At 67.9% G+C, this 25,970-nt stretch carries 24 protein-coding genes; 9 read left to right on the top strand and 15 right to left on the bottom strand.

Annotated features, from left to right (window positions below; all coding sequences use genetic code 11):
- Positions 1 to 63: 63 nt before the first annotated feature.
- The 9 genes from J2851_RS03190 to pdxH all read right to left on the bottom strand — a co-directional run bounded on the left by J2851_RS03190 (position 64) and on the right by pdxH (position 9,931).
- A complete protein-coding gene (locus J2851_RS03190; protein WP_209763884.1) occupies positions 64 to 1,647 on the bottom strand; it encodes a DUF2339 domain-containing protein in 1,584 nt (527 codons plus the stop codon).
- A gap of 17 nt (positions 1,648 to 1,664) precedes the next feature.
- A complete protein-coding gene (locus J2851_RS03185) occupies positions 1,665 to 2,669 on the bottom strand; it encodes a glycosyltransferase (RefSeq protein ID WP_209763883.1) in 1,005 nt (334 codons plus the stop codon).
- Positions 2,670 to 2,851: 182 nt separating this feature from the next.
- The gene (locus J2851_RS03180; RefSeq protein ID WP_209763881.1) at positions 2,852 to 4,081 is read right to left on the bottom strand and encodes an anion transporter; all 1,230 of its coding nucleotides are present in this window, start codon (positions 4,079 to 4,081) and stop codon (positions 2,852 to 2,854) included.
- Positions 4,082 to 4,145: 64 nt separating this feature from the next.
- Positions 4,146 to 4,970: an MBL fold metallo-hydrolase gene (locus tag J2851_RS03175; protein WP_209763879.1), complete on the bottom strand. Its 825-nt coding sequence runs from the start codon at positions 4,968 to 4,970 to the stop codon at positions 4,146 to 4,148.
- Between the two features lie 227 nt (positions 4,971 to 5,197).
- Entirely contained in the window at positions 5,198 to 5,431 is a 234-nt protein-coding gene (locus tag J2851_RS03170) for a hypothetical protein (RefSeq protein ID WP_209763876.1), read from the bottom strand.
- Between the two features lie 99 nt (positions 5,432 to 5,530).
- Positions 5,531 to 6,565, bottom strand: a complete 1,035-nt coding sequence (locus J2851_RS03165; RefSeq protein ID WP_209763874.1) for a methyl-accepting chemotaxis protein — start codon at positions 6,563 to 6,565, stop codon at positions 5,531 to 5,533.
- Between the two features lie 224 nt (positions 6,566 to 6,789).
- Positions 6,790 to 8,193: a methyl-accepting chemotaxis protein gene (locus tag J2851_RS03160; RefSeq protein WP_209763871.1), complete on the bottom strand. Its 1,404-nt coding sequence runs from the start codon at positions 8,191 to 8,193 to the stop codon at positions 6,790 to 6,792.
- Positions 8,194 to 8,347: 154 nt separating this feature from the next.
- Positions 8,348 to 9,262, bottom strand: coding sequence for a cation diffusion facilitator family transporter (locus J2851_RS03155; protein WP_209763856.1), 915 nt, complete (start codon positions 9,260 to 9,262; stop codon positions 8,348 to 8,350).
- A 45-nt stretch (positions 9,263 to 9,307) separates the two neighbouring features.
- Entirely contained in the window at positions 9,308 to 9,931 is a 624-nt protein-coding gene (gene pdxH, locus J2851_RS03150; RefSeq protein ID WP_209763853.1) for a pyridoxamine 5'-phosphate oxidase, read from the bottom strand.
- A 200-nt stretch (positions 9,932 to 10,131) separates the two neighbouring features.
- On the opposite strand from pdxH, the gene J2851_RS03145 reads away from it, so the two are divergent.
- The 6 genes from J2851_RS03145 (at position 10,132) to J2851_RS03120 (ending at position 16,974) form a co-directional block, all read left to right on the top strand.
- A complete protein-coding gene (locus J2851_RS03145) occupies positions 10,132 to 10,590 on the top strand; it encodes an RT0821/Lpp0805 family surface protein (protein WP_209763851.1) in 459 nt (152 codons plus the stop codon).
- A 48-nt stretch (positions 10,591 to 10,638) separates the two neighbouring features.
- A complete protein-coding gene (locus tag J2851_RS03140; protein WP_209763849.1) occupies positions 10,639 to 11,607 on the top strand; it encodes a DnaJ C-terminal domain-containing protein in 969 nt (322 codons plus the stop codon).
- 156 nt (positions 11,608 to 11,763) lie between these two features.
- On the top strand, positions 11,764 to 13,542 hold the full coding sequence (gene ftsH, locus J2851_RS03135) for an ATP-dependent zinc metalloprotease FtsH (protein WP_209763846.1): 1,779 nt from the start codon (positions 11,764 to 11,766) through the stop codon (positions 13,540 to 13,542).
- A 157-nt stretch (positions 13,543 to 13,699) separates the two neighbouring features.
- Positions 13,700 to 14,509, top strand: coding sequence for a substrate-binding periplasmic protein (locus tag J2851_RS03130; RefSeq protein WP_209763835.1), 810 nt, complete (start codon positions 13,700 to 13,702; stop codon positions 14,507 to 14,509).
- On the top strand, positions 14,506 to 16,095 hold the full coding sequence (locus tag J2851_RS03125; protein ID WP_209763827.1) for a SpoIIE family protein phosphatase: 1,590 nt from the start codon (positions 14,506 to 14,508) through the stop codon (positions 16,093 to 16,095). The genes J2851_RS03130 and J2851_RS03125 overlap by 4 nt, the downstream gene beginning before the upstream one ends.
- A gap of 117 nt (positions 16,096 to 16,212) precedes the next feature.
- Positions 16,213 to 16,974 (top strand): response regulator transcription factor, encoded by a 762-nt coding sequence (locus tag J2851_RS03120; protein ID WP_209763825.1) that lies wholly within the window; start codon positions 16,213 to 16,215, stop codon positions 16,972 to 16,974.
- Between the two features lie 6 nt (positions 16,975 to 16,980).
- On the opposite strand, the gene J2851_RS03115 is transcribed toward J2851_RS03120, so the two are convergent.
- The 4 genes from J2851_RS03115 to J2851_RS03100 form a co-directional block, all read right to left on the bottom strand.
- A complete protein-coding gene (locus tag J2851_RS03115) occupies positions 16,981 to 18,045 on the bottom strand; it encodes a sensor histidine kinase (RefSeq protein ID WP_209763823.1) in 1,065 nt (354 codons plus the stop codon).
- Entirely contained in the window at positions 18,042 to 18,440 is a 399-nt protein-coding gene (locus J2851_RS03110) for a DUF1987 domain-containing protein (protein ID WP_209763821.1), read from the bottom strand. Before J2851_RS03110 ends, J2851_RS03115 begins: the two co-directional genes overlap by 4 nt.
- 54 nt (positions 18,441 to 18,494) lie before the next feature.
- Positions 18,495 to 19,046 (bottom strand): SiaB family protein kinase, encoded by a 552-nt coding sequence (locus tag J2851_RS03105; RefSeq protein ID WP_209763812.1) that lies wholly within the window; start codon positions 19,044 to 19,046, stop codon positions 18,495 to 18,497.
- Positions 19,047 to 19,225: 179 nt separating this feature from the next.
- Entirely contained in the window at positions 19,226 to 21,028 is a 1,803-nt protein-coding gene (locus tag J2851_RS03100; RefSeq protein ID WP_209763810.1) for an ATP-binding response regulator, read from the bottom strand.
- A gap of 230 nt (positions 21,029 to 21,258) precedes the next feature.
- Between J2851_RS03100 and J2851_RS03095 the strand changes: the two genes are divergently transcribed.
- From J2851_RS03095 to J2851_RS03085, 3 genes are read left to right on the top strand one after another with little or no spacing between them, the layout of a single operon-like run.
- Positions 21,259 to 22,410: a hypothetical protein gene (locus J2851_RS03095; RefSeq protein WP_209763801.1), complete on the top strand. Its 1,152-nt coding sequence runs from the start codon at positions 21,259 to 21,261 to the stop codon at positions 22,408 to 22,410.
- A 12-nt stretch (positions 22,411 to 22,422) separates the two neighbouring features.
- A complete protein-coding gene (locus tag J2851_RS03090) occupies positions 22,423 to 22,992 on the top strand; it encodes a hypothetical protein (RefSeq protein ID WP_209763799.1) in 570 nt (189 codons plus the stop codon).
- Positions 22,989 to 23,564, top strand: coding sequence for a hypothetical protein (locus J2851_RS03085; protein ID WP_209763797.1), 576 nt, complete (start codon positions 22,989 to 22,991; stop codon positions 23,562 to 23,564). Before J2851_RS03090 ends, J2851_RS03085 begins: the two co-directional genes overlap by 4 nt.
- 784 nt (positions 23,565 to 24,348) lie before the next feature.
- On the opposite strand, the gene J2851_RS03080 is transcribed toward J2851_RS03085, so the two are convergent.
- Positions 24,349 to 24,507, bottom strand: coding sequence for a hypothetical protein (locus tag J2851_RS03080; protein WP_209763795.1), 159 nt, complete (start codon positions 24,505 to 24,507; stop codon positions 24,349 to 24,351).
- Positions 24,508 to 24,519: 12 nt separating this feature from the next.
- The coding region (gene hisS / locus J2851_RS03075; protein ID WP_209763792.1) for a histidine--tRNA ligase at positions 24,520 to 25,970 on the bottom strand (1,451 nt) is incomplete at its 5' end.

The raw sequence follows: 25,970 nt of genomic DNA, 5'->3' as shown, positions 1-25,970 counted from the left end.
TGTTGCCCGGTCCTCACGATATGGACGCCCGCGGTGTGTGGATTATTCCGTGGGAAAAGCGCCTCATTTCACCTTGTAGAGCTGGAAGTGCCGGCCCTCCTGGACGAGGGTCAGGTGGTCGGGCACCGGGTTCGCGCGGCCGGGCTCGGTGAACAGGACGTAGACGTAGCGGAAGCGCTTCGGCCAGTTGGTCCAGTAGTAGTTCTCGCGCAGGTCCGGCTGGCGCACCGCGTCGGCGACGTAGCCGATGCGCGGCATGTAGGTGAAGTCACCGTCCAGGTCGGCGTATTGCGGCTTCAGCAGCAGGATCTGCTTGCCCGGATGCGTGAAGGCGATGGGGACGAGGCTCGACCGGTCCATCAGCGCCAGCACCGGCGAATGGTGCAGGCCGAAGGATAGGGCGCGGTCGTCGGTGAACTGGGTCGGGCGGAAGGTGGACTTGCGCAGCGCCTCGTCGGCGTAGGTGGCGAGCACCGTGCTGCCCGGCTCGATGCGCAGGGTGGACAGGCGCACCTCCTCCAGCAGCGGGTCGACCTTGGCGATCGCCACGCCCGCGTCGGCGCTGCGCAGCAGGGACAGCGCCAGCACCACCGACAGGAAGGCTGCCCGCATGGCGGCTGTGCCCAGATCCCAGCGCACGAAGCCCAGCGCCACGAAGGTGATGCCGATGGGCAGGCGGCTGTCCGCGAACCAGGAGCCGAACAGGACCAGCGGCATCGCCGCGTAGACGGCGAGCCCCAACCCGATGGCGATCATGCCCACGGGATGGACGCGCAGGGTCCCGCTCCACAGGCCCCAGGCGACGCCCAGCCCGACCGCCACGCCGGTCACCCAGCCGACGGCGGTCGCGTAGGCGCCGAACAGGAAGTCGAAGCCCATCAGCTTCGCCGTGCCGACCCACATCACCGCGTCGGCGAAGCCGGAGGAGGGGCTCATCAGCAGCAGCGGCGGCACGACCAGGAACGGCAGGCCGAAGGCCACCAGATCCGGCAGCGCGCGCTGCGGCCGGCGCCAGTCGCCGGACGCGTAGAGGCGCCAGATCTCTCCCGACAGCAGGGTCAGCCCGTAGAGACCAAGGGCGAACAGGTGCGAGATGAACAGCGCCAGCACGAAGCCGAGCGAGGCGAAACCGCGGATCCACGGCGCGCGGTCCTGCAGGCGGATCCAGACCGCGATGCCCCACAGCGCCAGCCCGAGCCCGAACAGGTAATTGAACAGGCCCATGTAGGTGGACATGGTGTAGAGGAACAGGCTGGCGGCCAGCGGCCCCAGCTCCACCCGCCCCCACACCGCGCGGTAGAGCGCGATGGTGCCGCTGACCAGCAGCAGGTAGCTGGCGGTGACGAACAGCCGGCTCGCCGTGTGCACGCCCATCAGCTTGGCGAGCGGCGGCACGACGATGTCCATCACCAAATTCGGGATGATCGCCCAGCGGATGAAGTAGAACTGCCCCAGCGCCGGGTCCTGGTCCAGGAAGGCCAGCGCGTACATCCGCGTGACGTGGTTGACGTAGTCGCCGAGCGCCGGGATCTCGACGATCCAGATCGGGATCACCGCGGCGACCAGCGCCACCAGCGCCGCCGGCCACAGGTACCAGCTGTCCGGACGCGCGGGCGCCCGCCCGTCGAGGCTGAATTCGCCGTGCATGCCGCTTCCCCCCGCCCTTACGCCCGTTTGCCGGAGATGGCGCCTGGCATCGAGGCCGGGCTGTCCGCTGCGATCGGCCGCTTGGCGGCCAGCGCCATCAGGTCGTCCGGATAGCGGTCGTGCAGGCCGGCCCGGTAGTTCGACCAGAAGCCGCGCAGGCCCGCGAGGTCGCGGTGCAGGAGGAAGTACAGGGTGTACTTCACCATCATGCGCCGGATCGATTCCGGCTCGTACGTGGCGTGGATGTAGCCCATGTTGCGGAAGAAGAAGGGCGCGCGGTTGGCCGGCATCTCCTCCACCGTACCGAGCAGCCCGCCGGCCAGCGGGCGCTGCGTACGCCGGTTGCGCGGGTGTACGTGCAGCGCGTGCACGGCCGTGCCGTCCTTCAGCCCGGCGCGGCGGGCGCGCAGGGTGAACTCCCACTCGTCGCCCCAGATGAACATCTCGCGCTTGATGTTGCCGATCCGCTCGAACACGCGGCGGTTCAGCAGCGTGCCGTTGAACAGCGCGATGGCGCCGGGGACGATGCCGTCCTCCGCCGCCGCGGTGAAGGTGGCGGCCGTGCTGTGGCCCTGCATGTTGAAGGCGAGGTCGTCGCGATCCTCCGCCGCCACGACCATGGGGCCAACCATGTCCAGCCTGTGGCGTTCGCCCTGGCGCAGAAGCTCGGCCAGCGCGCCGGGCGCCGGGATGCCGTCGTCGTCGGTGCTCCAGATCCAGCGCGCGCCGAGGCGCAGCGCGGTGTCGAAGGCGGTGTGGTAGGCGCCGGCCGACCCGACGTTGGCCTGCCGGACGACCAGAAGTTCGGGGATGCGCCGTTGCTGTTCGGCCAGCCATTCGGCTGTGCCGTCGCTCGACCCGTTGTCCACGACGACGATGCGGTCCGGCCGCGGTTCCTGGGCGTGGATGGCCGCCAGGCAGCCGCGCAACAGGGACAGGCGATTGTGCGTGACGATCACGGCGGCCACATGGACTCCCGTGCCGGACTCTCCCCGTCCCTGTTGCCTGATGGCTTCCGACATGCTGATCCGCTCTCCGTCCTGTGCGTGGGTCACCGCGAAAACAACGGCGCAGACCGTAGGTTTTCGCTCGGCGCAGTCGAGGCAATGCTCCGGACGGAGAGGGAGTGCGCCATTCGCATAGCCCGGAATCCCCGCGAGGGCCGGCCATGCGCCTTACGGGCGACGCAGGAAGGAGCGTCTGGTCAGGACAACCGCATCCAGCCCGTGGCCCACAGCCACAGCACGGCGAAGGCCATGGACAGGATCGTCATCGGCACGCCGCAGCGGGCGTGGTCGAGGAAGCCCAGCCGCACGCCGACCGCCTGCGCCCGCTCCGCCACGATGATGTTGGCGAGGCTGCCGGGCAGCAGGAGGTTGCCGGCCAGGGTGGACAGCACCGCCAGCCCGTAGAGCGCCCCTTCCGGCGGCCCGGGCCAGGCCTTCAGCAGCAGGATCACCGCCGGCACGTTGCCGATGCTGTTGCTGGCGACCAGCGCCAGGGGGGTCATCACGACCAGCCGGTCGGGCAGCCAGCCCTCCCGCTCCAGCCAGTCGACCATCTCCGCCGGCAGGCCGGTCAGGCCGAGCGCGTGGTTGACCGCGAACAGCGCGGCGAACAGCACCAGCAGGTGCCAGTCCACCATCCCCAGCATGTTCCGCGTGGCGAGCCGGCGGCTGACCAGCATGGCGCCGGCCACCAGCAGCACGCCGGTCTCCTGCGGCAGCGAGGTGGTGAAGAGTGCCAGCAGGGCGAGCGTCGCCACCACCGCCTTGGCCAGCTGCGGCCGGTCGAGTTCCACGCGCTCGCCGTCGCCGTCGCCGTCCGGCAGACCGAAGCGGCCGCGCCAGGCGAACCAAACCACCGCATAGACGACGCCGAGCCCGACCAGCGCCGGCACGCCGCAGGCGCCGAGGAAGCGCCAGAAGTCCAGATGCCCGATCTGGCCGATCAGGATGTTCTGCGGGTTGCCGATCACCGTCGCCGCGGAACCGGCGTTGGCCGCGCCGGCCAGCGCGATCAGGTAAGGCCGCGGGTCGAGCCGGCGGGCGGTCAGCCCGACGCACAGCATCGGCGTCATGGCGAAGACCACCACGTCGTTGGCGAGCAGGGCCGACAGGCCGCCCGCCACCAGGACCGTCGCCGCCAGCAGCCGCGCCGGCGACCGCGCCGCCCGCGCCACGCGCAGCGCGCACCAGTCGTAGAAGCCGCTGGCAGCGTACTGGGCCGACAGGACCATCAGCCCGAACAGGATGAAGATCGTCGGGAAGTCGATCGCCTCGACCACCTGCTCCGACGTCAGGGCGCCGATGCCCAGCAGAAGGATGGCGGCGACGAGCGCGATGCCCGTGCGGTCGACGCGAAGGCCGGGGAAGCGCCCCAGCGCCATGCCAAGGTAGGTGGCGGCGAACAGGGCGAGGATGGAGGCGGTCATGAAGGGGGTATTTGGCCTGGCGGGACGGAACGGCGGGGCCCCTCTATAACCGCCGCGCCGGGGCTTAGGCCAGCGTGACGGTCATGCCCTCGCGCGCGGCGAAGCTTTCCGGGAACTCCGCCTGGGCGGCCTTTTCCAGGGCGGTCATGGCCTTGTCGTCGTGGTCCGGGTCGTGGTGGAACAGCACCAGCCGCTTCACCCCGGCGGCCCGCGCCAGCCGCACGCCCTCGGTCCAGGTGGAGTGGCCCCAGCCGATGCGGTTCTGCCATTCCTCGTCGGTGTAGGTGGTGTCGTAGAGGACGAGGTCGGCCCCGGCGATCAGCCCCAGGATGTTCTGGTCGAGCTGGCCCGGCACATGCTCCGTGTCCGTCACGTAGACGATCGACTTGCCGTGGTGCTCGACCCGGTAGCCGGTGGCGCCGTCGGGGTGGTTCAGCGGGGCCGTCCGCACCTCCACGTCCTCGCCCAGGCGGAAGCTCTGGCCGGCGGTGATTTCGTCGAAGGTGATGTTGCTGCCCATGGTGCGCATGGGAACCGGGAACAGCGGCCGTTCCATCTGCCGCTCCATCACCGCCTCGATGCCCGGGTTGCCGCAGAGGTGGCCGGAGATGATGCGCAGGCGGAAGCCCTTGGTGTAGGCCGGGGCGAAGAAGGGAAAGCCGCTGATGTGGTCGAGGTGCGTGTGGCTCATCAGCAGGGTCGCCTCGGTCACGCCGTCCTTCAGCAGGCGCTTGCCGAGCATGCGGATGCCGGTTCCGGCGTCGATGAGGATGTGCTGGTCGCCCGCCTTGACCTCCACGCAGCTGGTGTTGCCGCCGAAGCCCATGTGCGTGGGCATGGGGCACGGCACGGTGCCGCGCACCCCCCAGAAGGTGATCGAAAAACCCATGCCGACCTCGTCCCGCCGCACCGTTTCCGGACCGGCCAACCCGCCGGTCGCTGTTCGGACCGATCCAAAGGACCGGTCCCGTCCGGGCAACAGCCCCTGCCATCGACCGGAAACGGCACAGCTTAGCATGGATTCAACACGGCGCGGTGACGGTCGTCACACCCCGGCGTGTCTACGAAGGAGGATCCGCGCCGTCCACTCTCCTCCGGAGCCGCCGGACCTGGGATTCACGTGGTCGAGAGGATGCCTTCGACCAGCCGTTCGCAATTGCGGCGATGAAAGCAGCCGGAGCAGCCGCGATCCGGGCAGTCCAGGCCGGCCTTCAGCGCCGTCAGTCCATTCACCAGCCTTGCCTTTGTCTCCTGGGAGATGACATCGGCGAGAAGAACGTCGCTGACGGCCTGCTCGACGACGTCGGCACCCCTGTCTTCCATTCTTACGGCAAACCCGAATTGCTGCATGTCCCACCCCTTCGGATGGTGGGAATACCATCATATGCGTGTTTCACCCGGATTTCAGGGAGACGTCAAAAGGTGACGAATTTCGTCAAAGGGAAACGATCAGCCATGACCGGAGATGGATTCCTGCACAATGACACCGTACCACCCCAGCCCCCGGTACGTTTCGTACCCAGGCGTCAGCGCGTATCCGACGACGTTGCCCTTTTCGTCCGTGTAGGTCCCATGGGTGTGGCCGTCGGTGCGCAGGGAGAAGGCTTCGGTCAAAACCCCGCGCTGGTCCGACGCGGCGATGACGCGGTGCCTGCGGTCGACCAGCAGGCAGCGGGTCCTGGACCGTTCCTCCTCCGTCAGGCGCACCGAATCGACGACCCCCTGGGATTGCGCCTGCCAGTCGAAGAAGATGCCCAGCACGCCGATGACCTTGCCGTCCTCCTCCCCGCCTTCGCGGATGGCCGTGGCGTAGGTGGCGACGGTGCTGCGGTCCAGCAGGTCGTTGACCGCGATGTCGGCCACCGCGAAGTCCGCGCCGCTGCGCGTCGCCATGGCGTCGCGGAACCAGGATTCGCCGGCGACGGAGCTGCCCACGACCCGCCGGTACCGGTCGGGCCGGCCGTTCGCCAGCACCGTCCCGCGCGAGTCGACCACCCACAGGTCCAGGTAGACCGTGTAGGCGCCGAGGATGACGGCCAGGCGGTGGGATGCGTGATGGCAATGGTCCGCCGTCGGCGCCGCGGCGCAATCGACCACCGCGCTGTCGGTGGCCCACCAGCGCACGTCGCAGGACCGCTCGTAGAGATTGCGGTCGATGATGTCGATCATGTTGAGCGCGAGGTCGGCGAGGCGCCCGCCGCGCAGTTGGGAGACCAGCCGCTTGCCCAGCGTGTTCAGCTCCTCCGTCTGCACGGCCATCTGGCCGCGCAGTTCCTCGCCGATGCAGGTGATGCGCTCCGATATGGCCTTGACCTCCTGCGCGACCACCGCGAAGCCGCGCCCGGCCTCGCCCGCGCGCATCGCCTCGATCAGGGCGTTCAGGGCCAGAATCTTCGTCGTGTTCGTGACGGCCTGGATTTCGTCCATCTTGCGGGTCGCAAGGTCGGACACGGCGCGCGACAGCGCGACGATACGCTCTGGCATGGGGCATCACCTCCGAAATCTGTCGGTGACGACTCCCAACGGACAGCCGGGCGGACTCGCGTCCGCTGGCCGATTCACTGTTCCGCAACCCACCCAATTCGCATTGTCATCAATGCGACCCGATCCGCAACACGAAAGCGGTCCGGCGGAGCGTCGCACCCCTGCGACGCAATGTCATACCTGCGTCACGAAGCGGCGCCCCGCGTCGTCGTCGGCTGATGCCCTCAGTCGGACGCCCGGACCTTGTAGGCGATGCGCAGGCCGCCCCAGTGCCGGCCGCGGACCTTGATGGGCGCGGAGACGTCCTTCATCAGCGTGTATTTCCCGCCGCCCATGTCGCGGCGGTAGGTCTGGAGCAGGAAGGGCTTGACGTTGCGGCCGGCGGCCAGCCCGACGCGGTCGTTGAAGATGCGCCGGTTCCGGCAATGCGCCGCGTTCCACACCGGGTCCGAGCCCTGGGGCTTGCTGAACGCGCGGTTGTGCGTCGGCAGGTAGCCGCTGGTGTCCACCGCGACGCAGAAGACGATGCGGTCGTTCTGGGCCAATACCGGCTCCAGCACGCCGGGCAGCACGCGGTCGCAGAATTCCGTGAAGCGGGTCAGGTGCTGCTGCGGGTTGGTGCCGGGGATCGGGCGGTAGGTCTGGTCGAACAGGTCGGCCTCCGCGATCTCGCCCCGCGCCACCGCGTCCTCGAAGCTGGCGGCGATGCGCGAGGCGGAGTCCTGGACCAGCCGGATCAGGGGCGTGTCCACCGTCTCCACGTCCAGCTCCGCCGTGATGCCGATCAGCCGCTCGCTCATGCCCAGCAGCGTGTTCACGCGGTCGCGGGCCTGGGAAAGGTTGTCGCTGGACAGCTGGACGCCGACGGCGAGGTCGCTGATCTCGCGTTCCAATTCGTCGCAGTTGCCGCCGATCTCCGCCGAGGCGGCGTCGATCTTGTCGGTTTCCTTGTGCAATTCGGTCATGGCGCGGCCGACGGTCTCGATCACCGAGCCGATGGCGGTGGTGCCCTCGCTGACGGCGCGCGCCTTGCCGGCGCTGGCCGCGCTTTCGACCATCAGCCGCTGCGCCTGCTCGTTGAGGTACTTCAGCGTGGCGTCGATTTCCGTGGTCGCCTCGCTGGTCTTCTTGGAGAGCGCCTTGACCTCGTTGGCGACCACGGCGAAGCCCCGCCCCGCCTCGCCCGCGCGCGCCGCCTCGATGGTGGCGTTCAGCGCCAGCAGGTTGGTCTGCTTGGCGATCACGAAGATTTCCTTGGCGACCCGCCCGACCCGGTCCAGCGCCTCCTGCAGGCCGGCGATCTGCCCTTCCATCCCGCCCACGGCGGCGACCAGGGAGTGGATGTCGGCCATCGACTTCTCCACCCGGTCGTGGGAGGATTCGACCTCCTGCCGCGCCTGCTCCGTCACCGTCCGCGCGACCATGGAGGCGGCGGAGATGCGCATCGTGCTCTGCGTCATCTTGGTGCCGGTCTCGCGCAATTGCGCGAAGACCGTCGCCTGATGCCCCAGTCGCCCGTTGACGTCCTCGACGTGCCCGGCAATGTCCGCGATCTCAATCCCGAGATTGCCCGCCTCGACGGCGATGTCCGAAATCAGATGCGCACGGTTGCCGAAACCACTGTCCATCTTTCGTCACCGAATTTGTCACATAATTTTGTGGAATGCTGATTCCACGATCCAATTATTGCCGAATTCCTACAAAACCGCAACATCGGAAGGGCTACTCCAAAGGTCGAAGTGACGGAAGACACAACCGAAGTTCGAACATCCGCCCTTGCTCCTATCCCCTTTCGGCGATCCGGCGGTCCAGCCGTTCGTCATCCAGGCCGGCCGGCTCCTGATGGATGGTCACCTCGGCGCTGGGAAAGGCCTCGCGCAGCTCCCGCTCGACGCGGTCGGTGATGTCGTGCGCCGCGGCGAGGGTCAGCTGCGGGTCCAGTTCCAGGTGCAGTTCGATGAAGGCGCCGACGCCGGTGCTGCGCGTCCGCAGGTCGTGCATGCCGCGGACCTCCGCGTGCGCCGCGACCAGCGCGGCGATGCGCGCCCGCTCGTCCTCCGGCAGTTCCCGGTCCATCAGGACGTTGAGCGCCTCCATCCCCACGCCGCGGGCGCCATAGAGGAGGAAGGCCGCGATGCCCAGGCCGAACAGCGGGTCGAAGGCGCCGATGCCCGTCCAGGTGGTCAGCAGGATGGCGACGATCACCGCCGTGTTCATCAGCAGGTCGCCGGAATAATGCAGCCGGTCCGCGCCAATCGCGACGGAGCCCGTGGCCTTGATGACGTGGCGCTGGAAGGTGATCAGGCCGGCGGTCAGGACGATCGACAGGACCATCACTGCCACGCCGACCAGCCCCTCCCCGACCGGTTCGGGGCGCAGCAGCCGGCGCACCGCCTCGATGGTCAGGAACAGGGCGGAGCCGCCGATGAAGGCCGCCTGGGCGAGCGCGGCCAGCGCCTCCGCCTTGCCGTGGCCGAAGCGGTGCGCCTTGTCCGGCGGGCGCAGGGCGGTGCGCACGCCCAGCAGCGTGACGACCGACGCCATCAGGTCGGTGCTGCTGTCGATCAGCGACGACAGCAGGCTGACCGAGTCGGTCATCAGGTAGGCGACCAGCTTCGCCGCGATCAGCGTCATCGACACCGACACGCTGGCGTAGGTCGCGTACCGGCGAAGCCGGTGGGTGTGCGCTTCGGTCATCCGTTCCCCCGTCGCACCGCCGCGACGGCGGCGGGCGCCGGCTTTTTACGGATAAAGCCGCTCCGTCGTCCACTGTGCCGGCGCCGCGCCCCCTTCATCCGCACGGCCGTCATCCGCACGGAGATAAAGCACCCGTTCGTGCAGGCGGAACGGCTTGTCCTGCCAGAACTCGATGCGGCGCGGCAGGATGCGGTAGCCGGTCCAGTGCGGGGGCCGCGGCACGGTTCCCAGCCCGAACTTGGCGGCGAACTGGGCGACGCGCTTCTCCAGCTCCCACCGGCCTTCCAGCGGGCGCGACTGCTGCGACGCCCAGGCACCGATTCGGCTTTCCCGCGCCCGGCTCTGGAAATAGGCGTCGGCCTCCTCGTCGGTGACGCGCTCCACGGCCCCTTCCACGCGGACCTGGCGCTTCAGCGTCTTCCAGTGGAAGCACAGCGCGGCGTTGGGGTTGGCGTCCAGCTGCTCGCCCTTGCGGCTTTCGGTGTTGGTGTAGAAGACGAAGCCGCGCGGGTCGATTCCCTTCAGCAGCACCATGCGGACGGACGGCACGCCGTGCGCGTCGGCGGTGGCGAGCGACATGGCGTTGGGGTCGTTGGGTTCGCTTTTCCCCGCCTCCTCCAGCCATTCCTGGAACAGTTCGTACGGATCCCGGTCGGTCGTCTGGCTCATGGTCCCCTCGTGCGATCCACTCTGGCGGGCCCGTCCTGCCGGGCCCCTCCTGATAGGCGTTCTGCGCTGCTCCTGGGGTTGAAATGCTGGTCACAGCTTCGTCCCAATTCACAGATAGCATAGGCTCGCATATATCAGTGTCGACCGGAGCGCCATCCTTTCGGTGCGCCGGCTCCTAACCTTGTCGAAGGCAACATCCGATGTTCGTGAAGAAGCTCGTCCCGGCGGCGCTGGCCGTCGCCCTGCTCGCCGGTTGCGCTGAAACCCCCAAGCAAGCCGCCAAGGAAGAGGGGATCTACGGCGGCGTCATCTCGTCGCAGTACGGCAAGGCGTCGAGCAAGGTCGCCAGCTCCGGCGTGGGCACGCTGGTCGGCGCCTTCATCGGGAAGGGCGTGACGATCACCGAGAGCGACGCCGCCGCCGCCGAAGCCGCGGCCAAGCGCGCCTATTCCGCCCCCATCGGCGAGAAGATCGGCTGGACCAACCCGCAGACCGGCCATTCGGGCACCCTGACCACGACCCGGGATGGCTACAACAACGCGGGCCAGTACTGCCGGGAGTATCAGCAGACCGTCACCACCGGGAGCAAGACGGAATTGGGTTACGGAACCGCTTGCAAACAGTCCGACGGTGCGTGGAAGATCATCGCGAACTCGTAACACCATTGCCCCGGGATTCGGGGTGGGAAAGCCTTGGCCGAAAACAGCATGCGTGACCCTTACCAAATCCTCGGACTCAGCCGTTCCGCGAGCACCGACGACATCAAGAAAGCGTACCGCAAGCTGGCCAAGGAGCACCACCCCGACCTGAAGCCGGGGAATGCGGCCAACGAGGAGCGGTTCAAGGAGATCTCGGCGGCCTACACGCTGCTGTCCGATCCCGACAAGCGCGCGCGCTTCGACCGCGGCGAGATCGACCCCTCCGGCCAGGAACGGCACCACGGATTCGGTGCCCGCTCCCACGCCTATTCGGGCGGGTCGCGCGGGCGCGGCGGCTACTCATCGACCGACGATTCCTTCTTCACCAGCGGCGGTGGCGGTAGCGGCGACGACTGGTTCTCCGAGCTGTTCGGTGGCGGCCGGCGGCGCGGGGCCGGCGGGTCGTCGGGCGGGTCGTCCTCGGCCGGGGCCAAGGCGCGCGGCACGGACATCGCCTATTCGGTGACCGTGCCCTTCGTCGAAGCGGCGCTGGGCACCAAGCGGCGCATCAACCTGTCCAACGGCAAGAGCATCGACGTCACCGTGCCGCCCGGCACGGAGGACCAGGCGAAGCTGCGCCTGAAGGGCCAGGGCCTGCCCGGCGCCGGGGGCTTCGGCGCCGGCGACGCCATCGTCGAGGTGCATGTGGAGGCGCACCCCCACTTCACCCGCCAAGGCGCCGACATCCACGTCGAGGTGCCGATCACCCTGAACGAGGCCGTGCTGGGCGCCACCATCCGCGTGCCGACGATCAGCGGCCCGGTCGCGGTGAAGGTGCCGCCGGGGTCCAACACCGGCTCCACGCTCCGCCTGCGCGGCAAGGGCGTGATGAACCAGGCGACCAAGCAGGCCGGCGACCAGTATGTGAAGCTGAAGGTCCTCCTCCCCGACCCGCCCGACGCGGAGCTGGTCAAGTTCATCGAGGAATGGGCCAAGACCCGCAGCTACGACGTGCGCAAGAAGGCCGGGCTGGAGTAGGCCAAAGCCCTTCGCCCGCCGAGTGGACGGGCGAAGGGGGTTACCCCCTATGTCAAAGAAAAGGCCGCGTCCGAAAGCGGTTGATGCGGTGCCCCGGCGCCTTCATCAATGGTGGTGAATTGCCGATTACGGTTTTCGCCGCTTGCGTAGGACGTCATGCCGCCGATTCCCAAAAAACTCATCGTCGCAGCCGCCGTTATTGCTGCGCTTCTGCTTGTCTGGCTGGGCTTCGCCGCCTGGACCGACTACGCCCGCGAGAGCGCGGAGGCCCCCGCGACCTACAGCGACTTCGTCACCGCGACGGAGCGGGGCGAGGTGGCCGAGGTGGTCTTCCGCGGGGACGGCGCCCATGTCCTCACCGCCGACGGCCGGCGCCTGCACGTCGTCATGCCGGTCACGGACGACCTGCTGAAGGAGCTGCGCGGCCGCAAGGTCGCCATGAGCTTCGACGACGGTCCCGGCGGGCTGGTGCCGCGCACCATGGACGTGCTGGACAAGCTGGCGCCCTTCCTGGTGCTCGGGCTGCTGGTCGGCGTCCTGCTGCTGAGCGGCGGGCAGTTCCTCGGCGTGGGCCGCGCCACCCGCGTCCGGCCGCGCGACACCCGGACGGTCTTCGCCGACGTCGCCGGCGTGGACGAGGCCAAGGAGGAACTGCGGGAGACGGTGGAGTTCCTGCGCGACCCGCGGCGCTTTGCCATGGCCGGCGCGCGGGTGCCGAAGGGCATCCTGCTGGTCGGCCCGCCGGGCACCGGCAAGACCATGCTGGCCAAGGCGGCGGCCGGCGAGGCGGGCGTGCCGGTCTTCACCGCGTCGGGCTCCGACTTCGTGGAGATGTTCGTGGGCTTGGGCGCCGCGCGCGTGCGCAACGTCTTCAAGACGGCGCGGGCCAACGCCCCCTGCATCCTGTTCATCGACGAGGTGGACGCGCTGGCCGGCAAGCGCGGCGAGTCCAACTCCCACTCCGAGCGGGAGCAGACGCTGAACCAGCTTCTGGTGGAGATGGACGGAATCGTGGATGGCGGCGCGGTGGTGGTGATCGCCGCCACCAACCGGGCGGAGATGCTGGACCCCGCCGTGACCCGGCCCGGCCGCTTCGACCGGCACATCCACGTCGGCCTGCCCGACGTGGCGGGGCGCGAGGCGATCCTGGGCGTCCACACCGGCCGGCTCCAGCTGTCCCCGGACGTCTGCGTGCGGACGGTGGCGCGCGGCACGCCGGGCTTTTCCGGCGCCGAGCTGGCGAACCTGACCAACGAGGCCGCCCTATCCGCCGCGCGCAACGGCCGCGTGGTGGTCACCATGAACGACTTCGAGGCCGCCAAGGACCGCGTCCTGCTCGGCAACGAGCGGCGCAGCCTCGCGCTGTCGGACCATGAGCGGCGGCTGACCGCCTACCACGAGGCCGGGCACGCCCTGGTGTCGCTGCGCTGCCCGGAGGCCGACCCGATCCACAAGGCCACCATCATCCCGCGCGGCCGCGCGCTGGGCATGGTCGTGCGCCTGCCGGAGGGCGACCGCGTGTCGGTGTCCCGCGCCAAGCTGCAGGCGGACATCGCCGTCGCCATGGCCGGCCGCGCGGCGGAGGAGCTGGTGTTCGGCGACGCCGCCGTGACCACGGGGGCCGAGGCCGACTTCCGCGCCGCCACCGACCTCGCCCGCCGCATGGTCACCGCCTGGGGCATGAGCGAGGCCATCGGCTTCGTCGCCCACGCCGGCAACGACCCGGCGGTCGTCCGGTCGGAACGCACCGCCTGGCGAATCGACGAGGAGGTGCGCCGCATCACCGACGAGGGGATGGAGCGCGCGCGCCGGCTGCTGCTGTCCAACCGCACGGCGCTGGAGCGGATCGCCCATGCACTCCTGGAGCGCGAAACGCTCAGCGGCGGTGAAATCGGCGATCTGGCGGAAGCCGAGCGCGAAACCGAAGCGGCTTGATCGGGCGACAAATGCGCGTCAGCATCGCCGACGCGCATTGCCGCAACCCGGCATACAGGGGTAAGTTACCCCAATCGTTTGCGAGCAATCGTTTTCGGAATGCGCGCGGGTTGGCCGATGGGCCGGGCTTTTGGACCGAACCAAGTGTGAGACCGAGATGGCTGAACGAATCGCCCGGCGCACGATGATGGAGCGCATGGTGATGGGGCTCGCGGCCGCCACCGCGCTCGCCACTGCCGGAAAAGCCATCGCCCAGCCCCAAGCCCAGACCCAGCCGAAGCCCATCCCTATCAAGGTCGGCGCCTACGAGTTCCCGCCCTACGCGGACGAATCCGGGAACGGCGTCACGCGGGCCTTCCTCGACTCGATGAACGCCGCGCAGTCGGATTTCCGGTTCGACCTGGTCCGCACCTCCCCCCAGCGCCGCTACGATGACCTGGAGCAGGGGCGGTTCGACCTGATCGCCTTTGAAAGCCTCGCCTGGGGCTGGTCCGGGCGACCGGTGGACGCGTCCCGAGTCTTCTTTCGCGACGCGGAGGTCTTCGTCGCAAAGGCCGGCCCCGGGGTCGACCAGAGCTATTTCGACAGCCTCCAGGGCAAGTCGATCCTCGGCCGGCTCGGCTACCATTACGCCTTCGCCGGCTTCAACGCCGACCCGGCGGTGCTGGAAAGCCAGTACAACACGCGGCTGACCGTGAACCACGAGGGCAACGTGCGCAGCGTCGCGGCCGGGCGCGCCGACCTCGCCATCGTCACGCGGTCCTTCCTGACGCGGTTCCTGAAGGCAAACCCGGAGATGGCGGCGCAGCTGCTGGTGTCGGAGCGCGCCGACCAGATCTACGACCACACCATCCTCGTCCGGCGCGGGTCCCCCGTGACGGTCGCCTGGGTGAACGCAGCGCTGGAACGGCTGGAGTCGGACGGCACGCTGGCCGCGCTGTGGACCCGCCAGGGAATTGCCTCATGAGCGTTCTCCGCGGCCTCACCGTCGAGCGCAGCAACCGGTCCATCCTGGCGCGCATCGGCGGGATTATCGTGCTGACCGCGACGATCGTCGGCGTCATCGCCGTGGGCGTGTCCGCCGGGATCGTGGAGCACCAGCAGAAGCAGGCGCTGATCCGCCGGGCCGACCTGGTCGCGGCCATGCAGACCGACGCGCTGGCCGGCCCGCTGTGGGAGATCGACGAGCGTTCCGTCCGCAAGATCATCGAGGCGCTGCGCGACCGCGACCCGGCCATCCGCTCCGTCGCGGTCTACGAGACCGACCGGAGTGACCCGGTGGCCGAGGCGCTGGCCCACGGCCCGCCCGGCAACTTCGTCACCATCCAGCAGCCGATCATGCTGCGCGGCCGCGATGGGCTGATCCGCCACATCGGGACCCTGAAGCTGCATTACTCCACCGCCGAGGTGGACGAGGTGACGCTGAGCGCCCTGCTGCCGGTCGTCGGCCTGCTGGTGCTGTCGCTGGTCACGGCGGTCGCGATCATCAGCTACATGCTGAACCGCGTCGTGCTGAGGCCGCTGATGCGGCTGACCCAGGCCGCCCATTCGGTGGCGCACGGCGAGTACGGCGCCCGCATCGTCCCGCAGGACGGCGAGGAGGACCGGCAGGACGAGATCGGGCTGCTGACGCGCACCTTCAACCGCATGGCGGAGACCGTCCAGGACTACACCCAGACGCTGGAGCACCGAGTCCAGGAGCGGACGGAGGCCCTGGCCGACATCAACCGCCGGATCATGGACAGCATCAACTACGCGCAGCTGATCCAGTCCTCGATCCTGCCGAAGGCCGAGGTTCTGGACGCCGGTCTGGCCGACCATTTCGTGCTGTGGCGGCCGCGCGACGTGGTCAGCGGCGACTTCTACTGTTTCCGCGAGGTCGAGGACGGCTATCTGCTGGGCGTCGCCGACTGCACCGGCCACGGCGTGCCCGGCGCCTTCATGACGATGACGGCCAGCGCGGTGCTGAACAACGTCGTCGACCAGATGGGTGCGGCCGATCCCGCCGCGCTGCTGGCCGAGGTGGACGCCAAGGTGCGCGCCGCCCTGCACCAGGACGGCGCGGCGTCGGCCTGGGAAGGCGGCTTCGACAACGGGCTGGACCTGGCGCTCTGCCTGATCCGCCCTGCCGAGGGGACGCTGGTCTACGCCGGCGCCCGCCTGCCGCTGTGGGTCGCCGGGCCTGAGGGGATCACAGAACTGCGCGCCGTCCGCCGCAGCCTCGGGTACCGCAGCCACGGCGCGGAGCCCGCCTTCACCAACCAGACGATCGCCATCGCCCCCGGCCAGACCTTCTATCTCTGCACCGACGGGCTGACCGACCAGTGCGGCGGCGAGCGCGGCCGCAGCTTCGGCAAGAGCCGCCTGCGCGAGGTCATCGACGGGTGCGTCAGCCTGCCCCTCGCCGACCAGAAGTCGGTCATCGCGACCAGCCTGGCCGGGTTCCAGGGCGACCAGCCGCAGCGCGACGACATCACCATGGTCGGCTTCCGCGTCCGGCCCGCCGCACGCCCCGGCTCCGGTGCCGAGTCGGCTGCGTGTGAAATGGCGTGACCAAATCCTTCATCGCCTACCCGGACGGGAACCGTCTCGACGGGTCATTGAAAATCATATAATTTCCCGGTCCGACACAGGAGGTTCCGCAAGTCGGAATCGGGAGAGCGGAGAAGCATGCCGGCGGTCACGATCGTAGTCGTGGAGGACGAAGCCTCGCTCCGTCGCGATCTGGTCGAGTATCTGCGTGGGTGCGGATTCGACGCCATCGGGGCCAAGAACGGGCGAGAGCTTGACGACGTCATTGCAACCAGGGAGGTTTCCCTGGTGATCCTGGACGTCAACCTGCCCGGCGAGGATGGATTCAAGATCGCGACTCGCCTGCGCGAAATGCCGAGCATCGGAATCATCATGGTGACCGCCCGCGGATCCACCGTCGACCGCGTGGTCGGGCTGGAGATCGGGGCCGACGCCTACCTCGTGAAGCCGGTCGAGATGCGGGAGCTGGAGGCCCAGTGCAAGGCGCTGCTGCGCCGCCTGGAGGCGAACGCCGCCGCGCAGCGCGCCGCCGGCGCGACGCCGACCGCCGCGCCGCACGTGCATGGCGCCCTGGCCGGCGCCCCGGCCGGCGAAGAGGCGAGCTGGGCGCTGGACGCCACGGACTGGTCGCTGACCAGCCCGACCGGCGTCCGCATCAGCCTGACCAGCATGGAGATGAAGCTGACGTCCCTGCTGGCCAGCCAGGCCCGCCAGCCGGCGACCCGCGACCAGATCTCCCAGGCGCTGTACAACCGGCGCTGGAACCCCGACGACCGCTCCATCGACACCGTCGTCGGCCGCCTGCGCCACAAGGTGGAGGCCGCCATCGGCGCCTCCGCCCCGCTGAAGTCGGTCCACGGCGTGGGCTATGTCTTCTCCGCGCAGGTCCGGGTTTTATAGGCGCGGCTACGCCCTGTCGTCCCGGGCGGGCGGCGGATCCTCTGGCGTATTCTTGGGCGGCGTGTCCTTGGGGAAGGTCACGACGAAGCGCGTTCCCTCCCCCGGCGTGCTTTCCGCCGCGATGGCGCCCTTCAGCGCACCGACCGCGAGATTGTGCACGATGTGCAGGCCAAGGCCGCTGCCGCCCTCGCCGCGCCGCGTCGTGAAGAAGGGGTCGAAGATCTGCGGCAGGTTCGCCGCCGGGATGCCCCGCCCGTCGTCGCCGTAGGTCAGGCGCACGGTCTCGGGGTCGGGCTGGTCCACCACGATCGTCAGGCGCCCGGCCTGCCCATCCCCATAGGCGTGCGTCAGGGAGTTCATGACGAGGTTGGTCAGGATCTGCGACAGGGCGCCGGGATAGCTGTCGACGATCAGGTCGTCGGGGCAATCCACCGCGACGGCGTGACCGCCCTGGCGCAGCTTCGGTTCCAGGCTGACCAGCGTTTCCTGGATGTAGCGGCTGAGGTCCACGGCCCGCCGCTCCGCGCTGGCGCGGTCCACGGCCACCTGCTTGAAGCTGGTGATCAGCCGCGCCGCCCGCTCGCAGTTCGCGAGGATCAGGGCCGAGGTGTCGGTGGCCGTGGTCAGGTAGCGGGTGAAGTCGGCCTTGCTCAGCTCCCCCGCCTGCGCCCGCGCGCGCAGCCGGTCGGTCGCGTCGGACAGGTGCGAGGCGCAGGACACGGCGATGCCCACGGGCGTGTTGATCTCGTGCGCGACGCCGGCCACCAGCGAGCCGAGCGAGGCCAGCTTCTCGGCGCGCACCATCGCCTCCTGCGCGTCGCGCAGGTCGGCCAGCGCCGTCTCCGCCTCCTGCCGCCGGCGCTCCAACTCCTGGTTGGCGGAGCCCAGCTGGGCCTGCAGCCGGTCGCTGACCCGGACCAGCCGGCGCTGCTCGCGCGTGCTGCGCTTGAACGCCTCCACCAGAGCGTCGAAGTCGGCGCGGACCTCGGGCGCGACCGCGCTCAGCCTCTCCCCCAGAAGGCGGGCCTCCTCGATGGCCTGCTCCTCGGCGGCGAAGAGGTTGAAGGTCATGACGCCCCGTCGGCCGGAACTTGCTTCAGCGTGAAGGCGACGTGCCGCAGATCCTCGGCGAAGTCCTCGCCCAGCTCCTGCATCGACTCGTCGTTCTCCTCGTAGCACCAGGTGACCGCGATGGAGCGTCCGGCCCGCGCCGCCGTCTCCAGCATCTGGAAGATGTTCATCAGGGCCTTGGCGCTGGAGCTGTTGAAGTACAGAAGCTCCATGTCGAAGCGCACGGGATGGTCGCCGGGCTTCTCCAGGAAGGATCGCAGGGCGGCGAAGACCGGGCCGAAGAAGGTCGCGACGTCGTCGGGGTAGGACTCGCCGCTGAGACGCAGGATGCCGGCCGCGAAATCGAAATCGACCTCCGGCGTGCGTCCGGTGGCGGGGATTTTCAGGGGTTCCATAGTCGTCCGGGTGTCCACAGCCGCTGTCAAATAGGCGACGTCAAAGGGCTGACGTCAAATCCGCACCTTGAGACAGAAGAAGCTGCGCTCCCCGTCCATGGCATGGAAGTCGTAGTCGATGGGCTCGCTGGCGCGGCGCGCGATCTCGATCAGGCCGATGTTGGCGCCGCGGCTGCCTTCCTCCGGGGCCTCGCGCAGCTGCTCCCGGTAGTAGGTCTTGATCGCGTCCTTGTCCAAGCCCTTCAGGTAGTCGAGCCGCTCGCGCAGGCGCGGCACGTCGGTGTTGACCACCGTGTTGCCGCAGACGATGAAGACCTTGCCGCCTTCCATGCCGATGATGACCATGCCGGCGCTCAGCTCCACGGGCTTCGCCGTGCTGCCCGTCACCTTCTCGGCCGAATAGCGGATGATGTTCTGCATCTGCTCCACGAAGACCGAGAAGACCCGGCGCACCGTGGGGCCGTCGGTTTCCTCCAGCGTCATCTTCTCGCGCAGCGCCTCGCCGAGTGAATAGAGTATCCCCTCGGACAAATACCCGCTGAACGAGAAGACGATCCCCTTGTCGTCGAGATCGCGTTTGATGGCGGCGTATTGCTCAGCAAGCATGATGCCTTCCACGAACCTCAGGTGGGAGTGCGATGGGTCGAACGGCCGCGGGTCGAACGGTGGCCCTGCGGGCGCGCCACCCACGCCGTGGACCAACTATCCCATCGCGTACGCAAAAGAGCCATATTCTTTCTCATCGTCAGATCAACCCGCGTTCAGCCCCATCCAAGCCGCAGCGCCTACCCGTCCATGGGCAGCAGCACGCGGAAGGTGCTGCCCTTTCCCACCACGCTCTCCACGGCGATCGAGCCGCCGTGCATCCGCACGATCTGGCGGACGGTGTGCAGCCCGATGCCGGTCCCCGGCACGCCCGAGGACCCGGCGCCGCGGAAGTGCCGGTCGAACAGCAGCGGCAGCTCGTTTTCCGGAATGCCGCGCCCCTGGTCGATCACCTCCACCGCCAGCCGGTCGCCGGCAGCCGGGTCGCGCTGCACAGGATCACGTTCCACACGGGCGCGCAGCGTCACCGTGCAGTCGCCGTCGGAGTATTTCAGCGCGTTGTTCAGCAGGTTGCCGAAAAGCATCCCCAGCAAGTGCCCGTCGGCCTTCAGGACCGGCGGCAGCCCGTGCAGGTCCAGCCGGAACTCGCAGCCGGGATAGGCGCTGCGGAAGGGTTCCGCGACGGAGCGCAGAAGCTCCGCCGGATCGACCGGCTCCCGCTGCAGCGACAGGGTCCCGGCCTGGATGCGCTCGTCGGTCATGTGGCTGTCGATCAGGCCGGTCAGGCGCTGCACGCTGCTACGGATGACGCGCAGGCGCTCCAGCGCCTCCGGGTCGACGCGTTCGGCGCGCATGGTCAGCATCTGCGCCGCGCTGTCGATGATGGCCAGCGGCGTGCGGAACTCGTGGCTGACCATGGTGACGAACTGGCGCTGCCGCTCGCGGGCGTTCAGCTCCGCCTCCAGCGACCGTTCGACGCGCTCCTTGGCGGCGACCAGCGCCGCCTGGTTGGCGGCCAGCTCGGCCGTCCGCTGCTCCACCCGCCGCTCCAGCGACTGGTTCAGCGCGATCAGGTCCTCGTAGAGGCAGACGTTGTCGAAGCCGATCGACACGCGGTTGCAGAACAGCTCCAGCAGGCGGTGATCGTCCTCGGCGTAGGGTTCCGGGCGTTCCAGGGCGAAGACGGTCGTCCCGTGCTCCCGCGTGCGGAAGGCCAGGATGCAGCGGTCGGCACCGAAATTGCTCTCCTGCGTCTCGAAGGCGTTGACCACCAGCGCGGCCAGTTCCGGCGTCAGCGCCCCGGCGACCGGCCGCCCGACCAGACGGGCGAACCGGCCGGAGCCGGACACCACGGTCGCGCGCGCCTTGCCGTCGCCGCGGTCGACCATGCGGCAGGCGAGCACCGCGCCGGCGCCATGGTCCACGACCCTGGAGAGCTGGTCCACCAGCTCCTCCACCAGCGCCCGCATGGAGCGCGTCTCGAACAGCGAGGCCGACGCGGCGAGGATGCGCTCCAGCCCCTGGCGGTGCCGCTCGATGGTGACGATGTCGCGCCACGCCCGCAGCGCGCTGACCAGCGTGGTGTAGAGGCGTTGCGCGGTCAGCTCGCTCTTCGCCTTGTAGTCGTTGATGTCGTAGGCGACGACCACGTCGCGTTCCGGCGCTTGGCCGGGCTGGCCGGTGCGCAGCACGATGCGCATGCGGCGGTTGCCGAGATCCTCGCGGATGGTGCGCACCAGGCGCAGGCCGGCGTCGTCGGTTTCCATCACGACGTCGAGGAGCGCCACGGGGATGTCCGGCCGGGCGGCCAGCAGCGACCGCGCCGAGGCGGCCGACAGCGCGCTGATCACCTCGAAGGGGCGCCCCTCGAAATCGAAATCGCGCAGCAGGACTTCCGTCATGGCGTGGACCTGCGGGTCGTCGTCCACCACGAGCACCGGCCAGGGCTCCGCAATGCGGAACGCCCCGCCCGCTTCGTCGGCATCGTCCCCGGGACCGAACAGCGGTTCGTCGTCCAGACCGTCGCCCTCCAGTTGCCCCATGCACCCTCCCCCGGAGAGACCCGCCGCGACGGACCGGCCGGGTTTGACGCCGGGCTCCCTCTTTTTAGCCCATACGGAACCCGTGTGTCGCCGTCCAGAGCCGTCGCAACTTGTTACAAATCGGCGCATCCGGACGGAAGAAGTCGCGGGTTGCCACCGATCATCATCATTGATGCATACTCTGGTATTAGCAATTTCCCTTATACTCAACGCAAAAGGAGGGGGCGGATATGGGCTTGGATTACAAAGCCGCCGGTGCCGGTCGCTACGACACAGTCCGCCGCCTCCTGTCGCGCCTGGACCAGCAGACCTGCGCCAAGCTGCTCGACCATCTCGGGGACCTGCCCGCGGACGACGACCGGCCGGTCTCGCCGATGCGGGCGATGTTGATCCAGCTGTTGCGGAGCCGCCGTTGGGAGCACACGCGGCGCCTGTGGGCGCGCTGGCTCGAACCGGTGATCCTGCGCGACCCAAGGCTGCTCGGCACGCCCACGCCGCCCCCCGGCCTCATCCATGCCGGGGACCTTCCCGGCTGGTGGACGGCGCTTTCCCGGCGTATGGGCGAGGTTCCGGCCGGCATCCGATCCTGCATCGAGGAGCGCCTGTCCCATGCCACGCTGGGCGAGGTGCTGGCGTCGGACGAGGCGGCGCGCTGGTCGGACTTCCTGCGCCTTCGGTCGCTGGCGATCCTGCAAGGCCTCCACAACGATCCCGCCGCGCTTGCCGCCTTCCTGGACGACGCCAACGCGGAGCGCCTGCGGTCGGCCTGCGGCTCCGCGGCCCCGGACCTGTGGTCCGCCCGGAAGCTCACCGCCGCCGACGCCGCCACCCTGACGACCGCGCTGCGGGTGGCGCCCTCCTGGCCGAGGCTCGGCGGCCGGGCCGCGGACGCGGAGGTGGAGGACCTGCTCTCCGGCGTGCGCGGCGTCCTGACCGGCGGCGGGATGCCTCCGGATGCGATGGCGCTCTACGCCGTGGCGGGAATGTACGCCCAGCAGGACCCGTTGCTCGCCGCCGCATTGCGCGCGCTGTTGCCGCTGCCGCTGGTGGACGCCGCCGTCGCGTGGCTGGCCAGCCGTGGCGGCGCGGGTATGACCGTGGCAACCGGCCTTCCGCCCATGCACGCCGATCAAACTCACGCCAATCAAATTCACGCCGATCAGCTTCACGCCGGCCACATTCGCGCCGCCCAGATGCGCGCCGATCAGGCGCGGGGGCTGGACCATGGCCTGCGCGCGCTGTTCGACACGGCGCTGTCGTCCGGACGCCCCCTTTCTCCGGCGGACGCCAAGCGGCTCGGCCGCGCGCTGGCCGGGGTCGTGGATGTCCATTCGCCTCAGGGCCACACACCCCAGGGCCACCCGCCCCGCGGCGCGTCGTAGGCGCATCGGCGCATGGCCGCCCTCGACGTCTTCGCCCTCTCCGTCCTCGCCCTCGGGCTCGGCGCGCTCGGCCTGTCGGTCGTCTATGAAGGCACGCGGATCACCGCCATGAGCGGACGCACCGCGCTGGTGCGGCGGCGGATCCAGGCGAAAGCCGACGAGCTGAAGGACCTGAACGCCCGGATCGAGGACGTGAAATCGCGCACCGACCTCCAGCAGGCCACGCTGGACCGGCTGATCGCCGAACGCGGCCGGCTGACCGGGCTGATCCGGTCGCTGAAGGCGGCCAAGGTGGAGATGATCCACGAGCTGGGCGAGCCGGACGGCCCCGCCCTGCTCTTCGAGTGCGACCTGCGCACCGCGCCCGATTTCAACCGGATCGACCAGCGCCGCATGGTGTTCGCCCGCGAGATCTGGGACCGCCGCAACATCGCCCATGTCTGGGCCGACACGCCCGATCAGGCGATGGCCGCGGTGCAGCGCGCCTTCAACCTGCGCTCCGGCCTGCTGCCCGGCCGCCTGCAACGCAGCGCCCCGGCGGCGGAGACGGCAGCGGAGACCACCGCGGAGTTGGGGGCGTGACGGCGGTCCTGATCTACATCGCGGTCCTGCTGATGATCGGCTGCGTCGTCGTCAACCGCACCGGCGAGCGCCGCATCAAGGCCGCGCGCGGGCGCTTGTCGGCCGCGGACAAGGATCTGCGCGCGCTGAACCAGCAGCTGCTGGACGATGCCGGCAAGCTCGACGCCGCGCAGAAGCTGCTTGCCGGGGTGGATGACCAGCTTCTGCAGGCGCAGACCATCGTCAACGCCCTGGAACGGCAGGTCGGGACGCTCCAGGAGGCGCCGGTCGAGCGCTACTACGTCTTCGACCGGCTGGAGCCCCGCCCGGGCACCATCTGGGAAGTCCCCGTCCGCCGCGCGCCCGATGTGCTTCCCGGCGGTGCGGCGATGACCGCTGCGTGGCGCGACGGCCGGACCTACCTGCTGGTCGCGACCACCGCGCGGGAGGCGTTGGAGCGTGCCGCCCAGCGCTTCCCGCGCGTCAGCGGGTTCGAGGTCGGCCCGGCCACCACCTGCCGGCTGTTCGACAGTGGCGGGTGCGGCGGAGCGAAGGACGCGGATCCGGGGCGGGGTTGGCGCAAGCGCGCGTGAAAACAATAAAATCTAAAAGAAAAATAGTTCAAGATTTACAAAAGAAAATTCTTCTCTCCTCTTGAATGAGAAACCCAGTAAATTAGCTTTCGCTTTTTATCGAAATTTTTGTTTTCGTAATACACTATCTTCCTCAGTTCGTCTTCGACATACTCAGTCGATATTTCACTTCCTACGCTATAGCGGATTTCACTATAAGCTAATTCTCCAACAACTATGTTTGTACTGGCGCTACTGAAAATGTTTATACCTCCACCAGAAAGATGTTTTAGAATTTCCTGATAAACTCCCTTTTTGTCCAAAACCAAATGTGAATCGTCTTCAGATTTCTATTTATGTTTTCTCTTCCTTTGTACGCTTTCCCGCGAACACCAGATTTTGGCTTTTCTTGAAGGTAAACTTCTGAAATACAATGATTCATAATCTTGCAATGCGAGTATAATGAAGATAGATAACTATACACACAATTTAAAGATTTTTCTTTGCACCCATCAATCATTGAATTCACGTTGTCCACAAGATTACTAGATGATTCGGATGCGTTTTTTCCTCGAGAAGCCCAGACTTTATCGAATCTATAAATTTTCCGATAGAATCTCTGTTTCCTCCAGCGACCACATACATTACTATAGCCTTCCAGCGGAGTGTTGAAATCCGCTTTTCCACTCCTTTTCTCGCAGCTTCCGCAAGACCATGCAGCTCAAGAAGGCTAAAATTATCCATATATATTGATGCAGCCGCGATACGAGGATCCATTGTCCTATTCTCAGCAAATTTGCCGTACTCACCCCACAGAAAAAGCCCCACTACTACCTTTTCTATTTTTATCGATAGTGTATAGGAAAATATCTTCAAACTCTCTTTCGATGATTTTTCTGTAGTCTTCGTTAAATTTGGCGCCGTCATCGATACGTGGTTTGCAGGATATCTTCGAATCCGACATATCCACCTCCCATCAATTCTGGTTCCATTCCATTCCCGGGGGAGTCAAGGCGCGGACGGCCGAGGCGAGTTGGGGGATAGCGACCTTCTGCTCCTGGCCGTAGACCATGTTCCTGACGACGACGAAGCCGCTTCGCAGTTCATCGGCGGACGCGATGACAACGATGGGGAAGCCCCGCCGGTCGGCGTACCGCAACTGCGTGGCGAGCTTTTTCGTCTCCAGGTAGAGTTCCGTCGGAATGCCGGCGCTGCGCAGGCCGTTGGCCACCTCCTTGCACAGGTCGCGGGTGGTCTGGTCCTGGATCGTGACCAGGACGGCGGCGATGGTGCGGCGTTCGGCCTTGAGGACGTCTTCCCTGAGGAGTTCGGAGATCAGGCGGGACAGGCCGATGCTGATGCCGACCCCGGGCATGCGCGCATCGATGAAGGCGCTCGTCAAATCCTCGTAGCGTCCGCCGCTGCACACGCTGCCGATGGACGCGTTGCTGTCGAGCCGGGTCTCGTACACCGTGCCGGTGTAGTAGTCGAGCCCGCGGGCGATTCCAAGGTCGATCTTGAGGGAGCGGCGAAAGACGTCGCGCTCGCTCTGGTACACGATCAGGGCCTCGGCGCCCGTCCGCTCCGGCACATTCATGACGGAGGCGTTCACGACCGCCTCCAGCTCCGCCACGCCTTCCTCGAAGAGAGCGTTCGGCGGCCGTTCGCCCAAGGCCTTGAGAAGCGATTCGTTGTCACCCTTCTGGTCGAAGAAGGCGATCAGCCCTTCGGCCCGGGCGGTGCTCAGGCCCAGTTCGCCCAGCTTCTGGACACCGGCGGCGATGCCGATCTTTTCCAGATCGTCGACGATGCTCATGGCGGCCCGGATGTCGCGATCGGCTTCGAGTCCGACGCTCTTGAACAGCCCGCCCAGGATCTTGCGGTTGTTGATTCGGATCGAGAAATCCCCGATGCCGATCCGGCGAAACGCCTGGAACACGACGGCCGGCATTTCCGCGTCAAATTCCAGCGACAACGCCCCGTCGCCGATCACATCGATGTCGCACTGGATGAACTGCCGGTATCGCCCCGCCTGGGGCCGCTCGCCGCGCCAGACCGGTTGAATCTGATAGCGCCGAAATGGAAAATGCAGCTCCCGGTGATGCTGAGCCACATAGCGGGCCAAAGGCACGGTGAGATCGAAGCGAAGCGCGAGGTCCTTGGCACCGTCATCCCCGTCCCCGGCGCTGAGCCGTCGCAAGGCATACACTTCCTTTTCCGCGATGCCCTTGGCGAGCAGGTGCTCCACCCTTTCCACGGCAGGAGTTTCCAATGGAAGGAACCCGAAGCTTTCGTAAGTCCGGCGGATTACATCGACGACCCGCCGCATGACTGCACAGTCCGGTGAAAATGAACAGGCTGTCCGGTCGAAACTGAACAGCGCGTACGGCGGTAATCGAACAGGCCGTACGGCAGCATGAACACCCT

Source organism: Azospirillum rugosum, from assembly GCF_017876155.1.
Classification (GTDB): domain Bacteria; phylum Pseudomonadota; class Alphaproteobacteria; order Azospirillales; family Azospirillaceae; genus Azospirillum; species Azospirillum rugosum.
This window is presented reverse-complemented; position numbering and strand designations above follow the sequence as displayed.

Coding starts and splice junctions, on each gene's coding strand:
- J2851_RS03190 (WP_209763884.1), bottom strand. CDS start 1,647: ATGCACGGCGAATTCAGCCTCGACGGGCGGGCGCCCGCGCGTCCGGAC.
- J2851_RS03185 (WP_209763883.1), bottom strand. CDS start 2,669: ATGTCGGAAGCCATCAGGCAACAGGGACGGGGAGAGTCCGGCACGGGA.
- J2851_RS03180 (WP_209763881.1), bottom strand. CDS start 4,081: ATGACCGCCTCCATCCTCGCCCTGTTCGCCGCCACCTACCTTGGCATG.
- J2851_RS03175 (WP_209763879.1), bottom strand. CDS start 4,970: ATGGGTTTTTCGATCACCTTCTGGGGGGTGCGCGGCACCGTGCCGTGC.
- J2851_RS03170 (WP_209763876.1), bottom strand. CDS start 5,431: ATGCAGCAATTCGGGTTTGCCGTAAGAATGGAAGACAGGGGTGCCGAC.
- J2851_RS03165 (WP_209763874.1), bottom strand. CDS start 6,565: ATGCCAGAGCGTATCGTCGCGCTGTCGCGCGCCGTGTCCGACCTTGCG.
- J2851_RS03160 (WP_209763871.1), bottom strand. CDS start 8,193: ATGGACAGTGGTTTCGGCAACCGTGCGCATCTGATTTCGGACATCGCC.
- J2851_RS03155 (WP_209763856.1), bottom strand. CDS start 9,262: ATGACCGAAGCGCACACCCACCGGCTTCGCCGGTACGCGACCTACGCC.
- pdxH (WP_209763853.1), bottom strand. CDS start 9,931: ATGAGCCAGACGACCGACCGGGATCCGTACGAACTGTTCCAGGAATGG.
- J2851_RS03145 (WP_209763851.1), top strand. CDS start 10,132: ATGTTCGTGAAGAAGCTCGTCCCGGCGGCGCTGGCCGTCGCCCTGCTC.
- J2851_RS03140 (WP_209763849.1), top strand. CDS start 10,639: ATGCGTGACCCTTACCAAATCCTCGGACTCAGCCGTTCCGCGAGCACC.
- ftsH (WP_209763846.1), top strand. CDS start 11,764: ATGCCGCCGATTCCCAAAAAACTCATCGTCGCAGCCGCCGTTATTGCT.
- J2851_RS03130 (WP_209763835.1), top strand. CDS start 13,700: ATGGCTGAACGAATCGCCCGGCGCACGATGATGGAGCGCATGGTGATG.
- J2851_RS03125 (WP_209763827.1), top strand. CDS start 14,506: ATGAGCGTTCTCCGCGGCCTCACCGTCGAGCGCAGCAACCGGTCCATC.
- J2851_RS03120 (WP_209763825.1), top strand. CDS start 16,213: ATGCCGGCGGTCACGATCGTAGTCGTGGAGGACGAAGCCTCGCTCCGT.
- J2851_RS03115 (WP_209763823.1), bottom strand. CDS start 18,045: ATGACCTTCAACCTCTTCGCCGCCGAGGAGCAGGCCATCGAGGAGGCC.
- J2851_RS03110 (WP_209763821.1), bottom strand. CDS start 18,440: ATGGAACCCCTGAAAATCCCCGCCACCGGACGCACGCCGGAGGTCGAT.
- J2851_RS03105 (WP_209763812.1), bottom strand. CDS start 19,046: ATGCTTGCTGAGCAATACGCCGCCATCAAACGCGATCTCGACGACAAG.
- J2851_RS03100 (WP_209763810.1), bottom strand. CDS start 21,028: ATGGGGCAACTGGAGGGCGACGGTCTGGACGACGAACCGCTGTTCGGT.
- J2851_RS03095 (WP_209763801.1), top strand. CDS start 21,259: ATGGGCTTGGATTACAAAGCCGCCGGTGCCGGTCGCTACGACACAGTC.
- J2851_RS03090 (WP_209763799.1), top strand. CDS start 22,423: ATGGCCGCCCTCGACGTCTTCGCCCTCTCCGTCCTCGCCCTCGGGCTC.
- J2851_RS03080 (WP_209763795.1), bottom strand. CDS start 24,507: ATGTCGGATTCGAAGATATCCTGCAAACCACGTATCGATGACGGCGCC.